This is a genomic window from Nocardia sp. NPDC041819 (assembly GCF_055590505.1).
Window position 1 is genome coordinate 158,150 of record NZ_JBVJAP010000003.1, and the last position, 13,550, is coordinate 171,699.

The window sequence follows — 13,550 nt, forward strand, 5'->3', positions numbered from 1 at the left end:
CTAGGGGCGCTCGGTGTCCGCCAGTGCCGCGGTGAGAACGTGGCCGATCCGCGCCAGCGCGGACTCCGAGGTCATCCGCCAGTGCGAGGCGTGCACCGCGTGGTTGTGCACGGTGCCGTCCACGGCGTCGGCCCAGCTCGCGGCGCCCGCGGCACCGGTGGGATCGTCCAGCGCGGCGGTGAAGTACAGCAGGTTGCCCTTGTACGGGCGGGGGCGGTAGCGCCGGATCAACTCCAGTGACCCGGCCCCCGTGCTCAGCACTCGGTCGAGTCGGTCGGCGCCGAACGAGGCGAACGGCTCGGGCAGTCGCGCGAGCCGGCGCGCGAGCCGGGGCAGGTCCACTTCGGCGTCCCCGTCATCGGCCGCTTCGCCGAGCAACCCGCCGAGCAGATCGGCGACCGGCAGGGCGGTGGCCTCCTCCGCCTCGACCCGCAGCGAGCTGTCCATCATGGCCAGGACCGCGACCCGCTGGCCCTGCTCCTGCAACTGCGTCGCCACCGCGTGCGCCAGGACGCCGCCGAGCGACCAGCCGAGCAAGTGGTACGGCCCCTCGGGCTGCACGGCGCGGATCTCCCGCACGTACCGGCGCGCCCAGTCGTCGATGGACTCCGGAAGGGTCTGGCCCGGGTTCAGCATCGGCGACTGGATGCCGTACACGTCCCGCTCCGGGTCCAGGTGCGCCGCGAGACCCGCGAAGGACCATGCCACACCACCGGCGGGATGGATGCAGAACAGCGGCTCCCGAGCGCCGCCGGTGCGCAGCGCGAGCACGACGTCGAACGCGGCGGCCGCGTCGACCCGGCCGCGACCGCAGCGGTGCTGCTCCAGCTGGGCGATCAGGCGCGCCGGCGTCGGCGCGGCGAACAGCCAGAGCACCGGGATCTGCTCGCCCAGCGACGCGCTCAGGCGGGCGGCCAAACGGGTGGCCAGCAGCGAGTTGCCGCCGCGTTCGAAGAAGTTGTCGTCCAGGCCGACCCGCTCGGCGGCGAGCACCTCGGCGAAGTCCGCGCACACGGCACGTTCCAGATCGGTGCCGGGGACGCGGGATTCCCGCGCGTGCGACTCAGGACGCGGCAAGGCCGCGCGATCGACCTTGCCATTCGCGGTGAGCGGCAAGGTCTCCAGTTGCCGCAGCTGCGTGGGCACCATGTAGCTCGGCAGGACATCGGCCAGCGCGGCGCGCAACGCGCCCGGGTCGAGCCGCTCGGCGGCGGTGAAGTAACCGGCCAGCACGGCGTTCGCGCCGTCGGTGTCGTAGGCGAGGACGATCGCCGCGCCGATCTCGGGCCGCGAGCGCAGGGCGTGCTCGATCTCGGCGAGTTCGATGCGGTAGCCGCGGATCTTCACCTGGAAATCACGCCGCTCGACGTACTCGAGGTTGCCGTCGGCGGCCCAGCGCACCATGTCGCCGGTGCGGTACAGGCGGGCGCCCGCCGGCCCGAACGGGTCGGCCACGAACCGTTCCGCGGTGAGTTCGGCTCGGCCGTGATAGCCGCGGGCCAGCTGCGCGCCGCCGAGGTACAGCTCGCCGGTCACCCCGGCGGGCACCGGGTGCAGCCGGTCGTCGAGCACGTAGACCCGATTACCGGATTGGGGCGTGCCGATGGGCACCAGCGCCTGCCGGATAGCGGTTTCCGTGCGGAACCGGGTGACCGACACCGCGGCTTCGGTGGGCCCGTAGAGGTTGTCGATTTCGGCCGCGGTGAGCGCCTCGACCCGCCGCACCGTCGCGGCGGGCAACGCCTCGCCGATGACGAGCAACCGGCGCAGCGAACGCGGCAGCCCGCGCTCGCCGGAGGCTTCGGCCAGCATCGCCAGCAGCGAGGGCACCAGGGTCAGCGTTGTCACCGAAGCGCGGCGAACCAGGTCGAGCAGGCCCGCCGGGTCGCGCTGCGCGTCCTGCGGGGCGAGCACCAGCCGGGCTCCGGTTCGCAACGCCCACCAGTACTCCCACACCGACAGGTCGAAGGCGGCCGAGGTCAGCACCAGCGCCGCGTCGTCCGAGCCGAGCGCGTATTCCGACTGCATCCAGTCCAGCTGATGCGCGACCGCCGCGTGCGGCACCGCCACACCCTTCGGCACACCGGTGGAACCGGAGGTGAAGATGACATACGCGGTGTTCGCGGGCGAGAGCGCGGCGATCCGTTCGTCGTCGCGCACCGGGTGGTCGGCGACGGTGTCGGCGACGGTCGAGATATCGAGCACCACACCGTGTTCCGATGCCGCCACGGGCAGCATCGGCTCGCGCGCCGAGGTGAGCACCAGGTGCGGTTCCGCGGCGGCGAGCACGCTCGCGGTGCGTTCCAGCGGATGCGCCGGGTCCAGCGGCACGTACGAGCCACCGGCCGTCACCACCGCGTACATCGCGACGAGCAGGTCGACGCTGCGCGGAATGGCCAGCGCCACCGGCTTCTCCGGGCCGATCCCCCGTGCGATGAGCACCCGGGCCAGGCGGTTGACCCGCGCGGCGAACTCCGCGTAGGTGAGGGTGGTGGCGTCGTCGACGATGGCGATCGCTTGTGGCGTCCTGGCCGCCTGCGCCTCGAACGCGGCGATCAGCGTCGTCGGGGCGAATGCCTGCCCGGCTCGGTTCCAGGTCACCAGCACGCGCTCGGTCTCGGCCGGGTCCAGCAGCGCGAGATCACCGACGGGCAGCCGCGGGTCCGCGCACACCGCGCTCAGCAGCCGTTGCAGGCGGGTGGCGAAACCGGCCACCGTGGACTCGTCGAACAGGGCGGTGGCGTAGGTGAGCGAAGCCGCCATGCCCGCCGGGGCTCCGCCGGGCCCGTAGCGGTCGGTGACGACCAGGTGCAGGTCGAACTGGGCGACCTCGGAGTCGAAATCAGCGGCGGTGGCGGTCAATCCGTCCAGCGAGAATTCGGCTTCCGCCTGGTTGTGGAAGGAGAAGCCGACCTGGAACAGCGGATGGCGGGCGGTGGACCGCTCCGGGTTGAGCACTTCGACCAGACGCTCGAACGGCACGTCGGCGTGCGCGAAGGCCGCGACATCGGTGGCGCGGACGCGGGCGAGCAGACCCGCGAAACCCTCGCCCGCGTCGACCTGGGCCCGCAGGACCAGCGTGTTGACGAACATGCCGACCACGTCGTCGAGTTCGGCCGCTCCGCGCCCGGCCACCGGCGTGCCCACCGCGATGTCCGCGGTGCCCGACAGGCGGGCCAGCAGCACCGCGAACGCCGCGTGCAGCACCATGAACAGCGTCGCGCCGGATTCGCGGCCGAGTTCGGTCAGCCGGGCGTGCACGTCCGGGTCGATCGCGAAATCGACGTGCCTGCCGCGCGTCGCGACGACGGCGGGGCGCGGGCGATCGGCGGGCAGGTTCAGCTGCGCGGGCAGATCGGCCAGCGTCTCGGTCCAGAACCGGATCTGACGCGCCAGCAGCGAAGTGGGATCGTCCTCCGCGCCGAGCAGTTCGCGCTGCCACACGCTGAAATCGGTGTATTGCACCGGAAGCGGCGACCAGTCCGGCGCGGCTGCGCGTCTGCGTGCCGCGTAGGCGACCATGACGTCGCGGGCCAACGGCGCCAGCGACGAGCCGTCGGCGGCGATGTGGTGCACCACGACGACGAGCACGTGCTCGGTCACCGGATCCGCCGCGGCGCCGTCGACCGGGGCGAACAGCCGGGCGCGGACGGGGACGGTGTCGGTGACGTCGAACCCGCCGCCGACGAAGTCGGCCACCGCCGCGGCGAGATCGTCGGCCGCGACGGCGATGGGCGCCAGCACCGGTGTGCCGTCGGCGACCGGCAAGACGACCTGCACCGGCCCGGACGCGTGCAGCGGGTAGACCGTGCGCAGCACGTCGTGGCGGGCGACGACGTCGCCGATCGCGGCGTTCAGCGCCGCCACGTCCAGCTCACCGGTCAGGCGCACCGCGAGCGGGATGTTGTAGGCGGTGGACTGCCGATCGAGGCGGTTGAGGAACCACATGCGCTGCTGCGCGAGCGAAAGGGCCACGGGGCCGGTCAGCGCGCGCCGGGTGAGCGCGGGGCGGGGGGCCGCACCGGAGGCGATCTCCAGCGCACGGGCCAGCGCGGCGACCGTCGGGTGCTCGAACACCGCGCGGACGCCGACGGCGACCGCCAGCCGGTCCCCGAGCCGCGCGGCCAGCCGGGTCGCGGAAAGCGAGTTGCCGCCGCGAGCGAAGAAGTCGTCGTCCGCGCCGACGCGCTCGAGTCCGAGGACCTCCGCGACCGTTCGCGCCACCGCTCGCTCGACCTCGGTGCCGGGCGCGCGGAACGGCGCCGCGCGAAGCTCGGGCCTCGGCAGCGCGGCGCGGTCCAGCTTGCCGACCGGAGTCAAAGGCAGTTCGTCGAGCACCAGCAGGCTGCTCGGCACCATGTACCCGGCGAGCGAGCGAGCGGCGTGCGCCAGCAGGTCGGCGACGACGATCGTGTGGCCGGGCGCGGCGACGACGTAGGCGACCAGCGACACCGCGCCCGAGGTGTCGGTGTGGCCCACGGTGACGGCAGTGCGCACCGTCTCGTGTGCCGCGAGCACGGCGTCGATCTCGCCGAGTTCGATGCGCAGGCCGCGCACCTTCACCTGCTGATCCGAACGGCCGACATAGCGCAGCGCGCCCGATCGGGTCCAGCGCACCAGGTCACCGGTCCGGTACAGCCGTCCGCCCGCCGGGCCGTAGGGGTCGGCGACGAACCGGGACGCCGAAAGACCGGGCCGCGCATGATATCCCCGGGCCAGGCCGGGACCGCGCAGGTACAGCTCGCCGGTGACGCCGACCGGCACGGGCCGCAGCCTGCCGTCCAGCACCAGCGCGGACATGCCGTGGATCGGCGTGCCCAGATCGAGGGGATCGCCGGGCCGCAACGCCGCGCTGATCGTCGCGATGACGGTGGTCTCGGTCGGACCGTAGGTGTTGTGGAACGACCGGCCGGGCGCCCAGTGCCGCACCGTGTCCGGGCCGTAGGCCTCGCCTCCGACGGTGAGTTGCCGCAGGCAGCTCAGCTCGGCCGGGTCGAGCGTCGGCAGCACCGCCGGGGTGAGGAACGCGTGCGTCACCCGCCGGTCGCGGATGAGCGCGGTGAGTTCCGCGCCGCCGTAGACGCCCGGGGGCGCGATCACCAGCGCCGCCCCGGCGGACAGGGCCAGCAGCAGTTCGAGCATGGACGCGTCGAAGCTGGGCGAGGCCACGTGCAGGACGCGCGCGTCGGCGGTGACCGCGTACCGGTCCCGCTGCGCGAGGGCGACTCCGGCGAGACCGCCGTGGGTGGCGACCACGCCCTTGGGCGTGCCGGTGGAGCCGGAGGTGTAGATCATCCAGGCCGGGTTCTCCACCCGCACGGGGCGGATCAGCTCGGCGGCATCGATCGGTGCTCCGCTGTTGCGGCGCATCCGCGCCGCCGTGGACGGCGCGTCCAGCACCAGCCAGTCGACGGCGCCGGGCAGTGCCGCGCGGCAGGTGGCGATCGTCAGGCCCAGCGCAGCACCGGAATCGGTGAGCATGTGCGCGATCCGCTCGGCCGGATAGGTCGGGTCGACCGGAACGAACACCGCGCCGGTCTTGGCCACCGCCCACACCGCGAGAACGGAGCTGATCGAGCGCGGCACCGCCACGGCCACCACGTCCTCGGCGCCGATTCCGTGTCCGATGAGCATGCGCGCCAAACGCGACGACTGCTCGTCCAACGTCCGGTAGGTCAGCTGCCGGTCGCTCGCGACCAGCGCGACCGCGTCCGGGTCGAACGCGACCGCGACGGCCATGAGTTCGGCCAGCGTGTGCGGCGGCACCGGCGCGTCGCCCCGGCGGCCGAGCAGGTCGGCGCGCTCGGCGGGCGCCAGCAGGTCGACCGTGCCGATCGGCGCGTCCGGTCGAGCGGTGAGCGCGCCGAGCAGCCTGCCGAAGCGGCGCAGCACGGCGCGGGCGGTGGCGCCGTCGAACAGATCGGTGGCGTAATCCAGTTCGACCGCGAGATGACCGTCGGCGTCCGGCTCGGCGGACACGGTGAACTGCCAGTCGAATCGGGCCACCGGCTCGTCGAACTCGACGGCGGTCAGCTCGAGGCCCGGCACGGTGAAGGGGCCGGTTCCGGCGTTCAGGTAACTCAGCGCCACGGTGAACAGCGGATGCCGGGCCTGGGAGCGCTCGACGCCGAGTTCGTCGACCACCCGGTCGAACGGCACGCCCGCGTGCTCGAAGGCGGCGAGATCGACGGCTCTGGTCCGGGCGAGCAGATCGGTGAAGGAGCGCTCCTGGTCCGGGCGGGTGCGCAGCACCACGGTGTTGACGAACATGCCGACCAGGTCGTCCAGGGCCGCCGCGCCGCGGCCTGCCACCGGAGTGCCGATCGGGATGTCGTCGGAGCCCGACAGGCGAGCCAGCAGGACGGCGAGGGCGGCGTGGACCACCATGAACGGCGTCGCGTCGTGTCGTGCGGCCAGGTCGGCGACGCGCGCGGCGACACCGCCGCCGATTCTGGCCCGCACGTTCGCGCCGCGCCCGGTCGCGATGGCCGGACGTGGACGGTCGGCGGGCAATTCGAGTTCGTCGGGCAGGTCGCGCAACGTCTCGGACCAATACGGAAGGTGTTGCGCGGAGGCTTTTTCCAGCTGGGCGTCCTGCCAGAGGGCGTAATCGGCGTATTGCGCGGCGAGAGCGGGCCAGACGGGGCGCGTGCCGAGGACCCGGGCGAGATAGGCCGTCAGCAGGTCGCGCAGCAGTGGGCTCATCGAGTAGCCGTCGGCCGCGATGTGGTGCACCACCGCGACCAGTACGTGACTCGTGGCGTGCTCGCGCAGCAGTGTGGCACGCACCGGGACCTCGGCGGTGACATCGAAACCGGCGGTCCGGATTTCGGCGATCCGGTCGTCGACGGCGCGGCCGTCCGGCGCTTCGACGGTCAATCGCACGGCGGCGCTGTCCGGCGGCAGGATCACCTGGTAACCCGCGCCGGTCGCGTCGGCCGGGTAGAGCGTGCGCAAGCTCTCGTGCCGCGCCACGACGTCGGCGAACGCGCCCACCAGGGCGTCGACGTTCAGTTCGCCCTCGATGCGCAGCGCGACCGGGATGTTGTGGGCGGGCGAAGCCGGGTCGAGCCGGTTGAGGAACCACATGCCGCGCTGGACGGGCGCGAGCGGAATTCGTTCCGGCCGTGGCCCGGCCACCAGCGGCACCACCCGCTCGGTCGCGGCGGCGTCCGCGGTGAGCAGTTCGGCCAGCGCGCCTACGGTCGGCGCCTCGAACAGCAGCCGCACCGGGACGCGGCGACCGAGCCGGTCGCCGATCCTGGCCAGTACCCGGGTGGCGCTGAGCGAGTTGCCGCCCAGGGCGAAGAAGTGGTCGTCGAGGCCGATCGGGCCGGAGCCAAGCACCGATTCGACGGCGTCGGCCACCACGCGTTCGGCGGGCGTCACCGGGGCGCGGTAGGCGACGCGGTCGAACACCGGTTCCGGCAGCGCCTTACGGTCCAGCTTGCCGGAGGCGTTGAGCGGGAAGGCGTCCAGCGTGACCAGCGCCGAGGGGAGCATGTACGACGGCAGCGCGGCAGCGGCGGCGCGCAGCACCTCGGCATCCGACAGCACCGTGCCCGGCTCGGTGGTGAGGTAGCCGACCAGGTGGTCGTCGCCGGTGACGGTGGTGACCACCCGGGCCGCCGCCTGCGCCACTGCGGGCGCGGCCGCGAGGGCGGCCTCGATCTCGCCGAGTTCGACGCGCTGGCCGCGGAACTTCACCTGGAAGTCGGTGCGGCCCAGATACACCAGTTCGGCGGTGTCGCCGCCGGTGTCCCAGCGCACCAGGTCGCCGGTGCGGTACATCCGCTGCCCCGGCGCGCCGAACGGGTTGGCCACGAAGCGGTCCGCGGTGAGATCCGGCCTGCCGTGGTAGCCGCGCGCGAGCTGGACGCCCGCGAGATACAGCTCGCCCGCGACGCCGGGCAGCGTCGGGCGCAGCCGCGAATCCAGCACGTAGACCCGGCTGTTCCATTCCGGGTTGCCGATCGGCAGGACGGTGCGGTCGCTCTCGCCCGTCACGTCGCGGTGGGTGATGCTCACCGCCGCTTCGGTCGGGCCGTACAGGTTGTGCACCCGTGCGGCGCTCACCGCGCCGAACGCCCGCACGGTCTCGGCGGGCAGCGCCTCGCCGATGACGAACACCGTGTGCAGCGACTCTAGTGCGGCGCTGTGTCCGGCGGCCGCGACGTGCCCGGCGAAGACGCTGAGCATCGACGGCACGAAATCGGTGATGGTGACTCGTCGTTCGGCGATCACCTGGGTGAGGTAGCCCGGGTCGCGGTGGCCGTCCGGTGCGGCCAGCACCAGTGTGGCGCCGACGCGCAGGGGCAGGAAATAGCCCCACAGCGACACGTCGAACGTGGTCGCGGTCTTTTGCAGGTACACGTCGTCGGCGGTGAGGCCGTATCGCGATTGCATCCAGGTCATCTGGTTGACGATCGCCGCGTGTGACACGCTGACGCCCTTGGGTTTTCCGGTGGAGCCGCTGGTGAAGATCACATAGGCCGGGCTGCCGGGGCGGATCGGCGCGGAACGTTCGTCCGCCGCGATGGGGTCGTCGGAGTAGCCGTCCAGCGCGATGGCGTCGACCAGGACGGTGGCGACGGACTCGCCCGCGTCGATCCGATCGGCCGTCGTGGTGAGCACGGCCACGGGCCGCGCGGTCCCGAGAATGTGCGCGATGCGCCGCGCGGGGTGGTCGGGGTCGATCGGCACGTACGCGCCGCCCGCTTTGACCACGGCGTACATCGCGATCACCAGCTCGGGTGAGCGCCGGATCGCCAGCGCCACCAGCGATTCGGGGCCGACGCCCGCCGCGATCAGGTGGCGGGCCAGCCGGTTGGCGCGCCGGTCCAGATCACCGTAGGTCACGGTGGACGCGGTCGTCGCGCTGTCGGGCACGAACACCAGCGCCGGGTCATCGGGCGTCGCGGCGGCCTGCGCCTCGAATTCGTCGAGCAGCAGTTCGTCGGCCAAGGCGGTGTGCGCGGAGTCGTTCCACTCGGTGACCACGCGGTGCAGTTCGCCCGTGCCGAACAGATCGATGTCGCCGACCACCTGTTCCGGGTCGGCGGTGACCTCGGCGAGCAGGCGGGCGAAGCGCGTGCCGAAGGTCTCGACGGTGGCGGCGTCGAACAGATCGGTGGCGTAGGTGAAGCGCAGCGCGTCGCCGGTGACGGTGAGCTGGAGGTCGAACGGCGTTGTCTCGTAGTCGAATTCGTGCTCGGCCACGGCGACGCCCGCCATGTCCAGGGTGACCGGCGCGAGGTTCTGGAAGAACAGCGCGATCTGGAACAGGGGGTGCCGGGCCTGCGAGCGCGGCGGGTCGAGCGCCTCGACCAGGCGCTCGAACGGCACGTCGGCGTGGGCGAAGGCGTCCAGGTCGTGCTCGCGCACCCGGCGCAGCACGGCGGCGAAGGTGTCCGAGCCGGGGACCCGCGCGCGCAACACCACGGTGTTGACGAACATGCCGACCAGATCGTCCAGCGCCGCGTCACCGCGGCCCGCGACGGGCGCGCCGATCGCGATGTCGTCCGTGCCGGACAGCCTGGCCAGCAGGGTGGCCAGCGCGGCGTGCACGACCATGAACGGTGTGGCCTCGTAGCGGGCGGCCACGGCGGCGACGCCGTCGCCCACCTCGCCGGGCAGCGTCGTGGTCGTGCTCGCCGCGGCGTGCGAGGCGATCGGGGGGCGCGGGCGGTCGGCGGGCAGGTCGAGCTGAGCGGGCAGCGCGCGCAGCGTCTCGCGCCAGTACGCCAGCTGCCGCGCGGCCACCGAGTGCGGGTCGTCCTCGGCGCCGAGCACCTCGCGCTGCCAGAGCGCGTAGTCGGCGTATTGCAGGCCGAGTTCGGGCCAGACCGGGGCGGTGCGCGTCGCGCGGGCCGCGTAGGCGGCGGCCAGATCGCGGGCCAGCGGCCCCATCGAGAAGCCGTCGGCCGCGATGTGGTGCACCACCAGGGCCAGCAGGTGATCGCGATCGGACCGGGTCACCAAGCCGATGCGCAGCGGCACCTCGGCGGTCAGGTCGAACGGGGCGGCGACTAAGTCCCGCAGCGCGCCCGCCGCCTCCGGCACCTGGATCGACGGAACGTGGGTGGCGTCGAGAATGCGCTGGTAGCCGATGCCTTCGTGGTCGGGGTACACGGTGCGCAGGGTTTCGTGCCTGCCGACCAGGTCGCCGACGGCGGCGGCGAGGGTGTCCGGGTCCAGATAGCCCGTGAGGCGGACCACCACCGCGATGTTGTGCACGGTCTCGGCGGGATCGAAGCGGTTGAGGAACCACATGCGCTGCTGCGCGGGCGAGAGCGGTACGCGTTCCGGACGCGGCCGCGGCGTGAGCGCGGGCTCGGCGCCCGTGCCCGCGAGCCGTTCGGCCCGTGCGGCCAGCGCGGTCACGGTCGGCGCCTCGAACAGCAGGCGCACCGGGATCTCGGCGTCCAGCTCGGCGCCCAGCCGGGCGGCGACCTGGGTGGCGATCAGCGAGTTGCCGCCGAGAGCGAAGAAGTCGTCGTCCGCGCCGACGCGTTCGACGCCGAGCAGCGCCGCGACGATCCGCGCGACGGTCGCCTCGACGCGGGTGGCCGGAGCCCGGTAGCCCGCGGTCGCGAACTCCGGCGCGGGCAGCGCGGCCCGGTCCAGCTTGCCCGAAGCGTTGAGCGGGAACCGCTCGAGGACGACGAACGCCGTGGGCACCGCATACGCGGGCAGTTCGGCGCTCAGCGCGGCACGCACAAGCTCGGTGTCGATCGTGTGGCTGCCCGAGGCGACCAGGTAGGCGACCAGTTGATCGCCCAACCGCTCGTCCGAACGGACCAGCACCACCGCCTGCGCCACCGCGTCCAGCGCCAGCAGCGCCGATTCGACCTCGCCCGGCTCGATGCGCAGACCGCGCAGTTTCACCTGGAAGTCCGTCCGACCCAGGTACTCCAGTTCACCGTCCGGCCGCCAGGCCACGAGGTCGCCAGTGCGGTACATCCGCGCCCCGGCGGGCCCGAACGGACCGGCCACGAACCGATCGGCGGTCAGTTCGGGGCGCGCCACGTAACCCTGCGCCAGCTGCGCGCCTGCCAGGTACAGTTCCCCCGGCACGCCGACGGGCACCGGCCGCAGCCGGGCGTCCAGCACCAGCAAGCGGGTGTTGGCCACCGGCCTCCCGATCGGCACGGACACCAGGTCCTCGTCGGTCACCTCGTGATAGGTGACGTCGACAGCGGCCTCGGTGGGGCCGTACAGGTTGTGCACCCGCGCTCCGATCAGCTCTCGCGCCCGCTGCGCGGTAACCGCGGGCAATGCCTCGCCCGATGCGAAGACGCTGCGAAGCGTAATGCACTCACCTGTGCGTGGCTCCGCCAGGAAAACCCCCAGCATGGAGGGTACGAAGTGCGCCGTCGTGACGCGCTGCTCGACGATCACGCGAGCCAGCTGGGCCGGGTCGCGATGACCATCTGGACGAGTGACCACCAGCCGGGCGCCGAAAGCCAAGGGCCAGAAAAACTCCCAGACGGAAACATCGAAGGTGGCCGGGGTCTTCTGCAGCACCACGTCGTCGGCGGCCAGCGGATAGGCCGACTGCATCCATGTGAGGCGATTCACGATCGCCGCGTGGGTGACCGCGACGCCCTTCGGGCGTCCGGTCGATCCCGAGGTGAAAATCACATAGGCGGTGTGCCCGGGCGCGGGTGACCCGAGCCGGTCGAAGGCGGTCAGCGCAGCGGTGGAGTAGCCGGTCAGGTCGAGCCGGTCGATCCGGACCTGTCGTGCCGCGCCCGCGTCCAGATCGAGGCCAGAGGTGAGCACGCACACCGGTCGTGCGGTCGACAGCACGTATTCCAGCCGCTCGGCCGGATGGTCGGGGTCGAGCGGGACGTACGCGCCGCCGGCGAGGGTGACCGCGTAGATGCCGAGCACCAGGTCCAGCGACCGGCGCATGCCGAGCGCGACCGGGGTGCCGGGGCCGACGCCCTGCCCGGCCAGCCAGCGCGCCAGCTGTCGCGCCCGTCCGGCGAACTCGGAGTACGTGAGCGTCGCGTAGCTACTCATGTGGGGGTGGTGGTTGGGCGACGAGTGGGCCGTGATGTGCCCCTCGACCGTGACCGCGGGCGCGTCCGGAGTCCTGGCCACCTGCGCCTCGAACAGCGAGACCAGCGTGGCCGCCGGGTCGACGGCGGCGGCGGTGTCGTTCCATCGGTCGAGCACCAGCGCCCGCTCGGCGTCGTCCAAGAGTTCGATGTCGCCGACCCGCACCGAAGGATCGGCCACCGCGGCCCGCAGCACCCGCGCGAAGCGAGCTCCGAACGTCTCGACGGTGGCCCGATCGAACAGGTCCGTGGCGTAGCGCAGCACACCGCGCAGCGCGTAACCGGTCGCCGCGCGGTGCTCGGTCAATTCCACGGCCAAGTCGAACTGGGCGACGCGATTGTCCAGCGGATAGGCCGACACGGTGAGACCGGGCAGGCGCAGCACGGTGTCGTCGTGCTGCTCGAAGGTGAGCAGCGTCTGCACGATCGGCGAATGCGCCTGCGAGCGGACCGGGTTCAGCTCCTCGACCAGGCGCTCGAAGGGAAGGTCGGCGTGGGCGAAGGCCCGCACATCGGCCTCGCGCACGCGAGCGAGCAGTTCGGCGAAGGACGCGTCCGCCGCGATCGGCGTGCGCAGCACGAGGGTGTTGACGAACATGCCGACCAGGTCGTCCAGCGCTTGTTCGCCGCGTCCCGCGACCGGGGTGCCGATGGCGACGTCGTCCACTCCGGCCAGCCGCGCGAGCAGCGCGGCGTAGGCGGCGTGCAGCACCATGAACATCGAGACCCCGCGCCGGCGAGCGAGTTCGGCGATCGAGCCGGTGAGGTCGGCGGGGATCGCGAACTCGACGGTGGCGCCGCGACCGGAGGCCACCGCCGGGCGGGGGCGGTCGGCGGGCAGCTCCAGCACCGGCGCGAGTCCGTCGAGTTCGGCCCGCCAGTAGGCGATCTGGGTCGACAGCGCCGAGTCCGGATCGTCCGCGGACCCCAGCGCGGCGCGCTGCCAGAGGGTGAAGTCGGCGTATTGCACGGGCAGCGGACGCCACGACGGCGTCTCCCCGGCGGCGCGCGCGGTGTAGGCCGTCATGAGGTCGCGGGCCAGCGGGGCGGTGGAGACGCCGTCGGCGGCGATGTGGTGGACCACGACGGCGAGCAGGTGATCGTCCGGCGCGACGCGGAACAGGCTCGCCCGCACCGGGATACGTGTGCACAGGTCGAAACCCTCGGCGGCCACCGCGAGTACCGCGCCACGCAGGTCCGGTTCGGTCACCTCGATCGGGTGCAGCGGCAGCTCGGGCACATCCGCGCCGCTGAGCACCACTTGGGTCGGGCCGTCGGCATCCGCCGGGAAGACGGTGCGCAGCGATTCGTGCCGATCGATCACGTCGCGCACGGCGGACCGCAACGCCGCCTCGTCCAGTGCACCGGTGAGCCGGATGGTGATGGGGATGTGGTAGATCGCCGAATCCGGATCGAGCCGGTGCAGCAGCCACATGCGGGTCTGTGCCAGCGACAACGGGATTCGCGCTGGACGCTCGGCGGGGG

At 72.7% G+C, this 13,550-nt stretch carries 1 protein-coding gene (cut by a window edge); it reads right to left on the reverse strand.

All coding sequences use genetic code 11. The features are described 5' to 3' along the window. On the reverse strand, positions 1–13,550 hold the 3' portion of the coding sequence (locus tag ACZ6DL_RS12565) for a non-ribosomal peptide synthase/polyketide synthase (RefSeq protein ID WP_466050716.1). 11,725 nt of this gene lie beyond the right edge of the window; only the last 13,550 of its 25,275 coding nucleotides appear in the window; the start codon falls outside the window, past its right edge; the stop codon is at positions 1–3.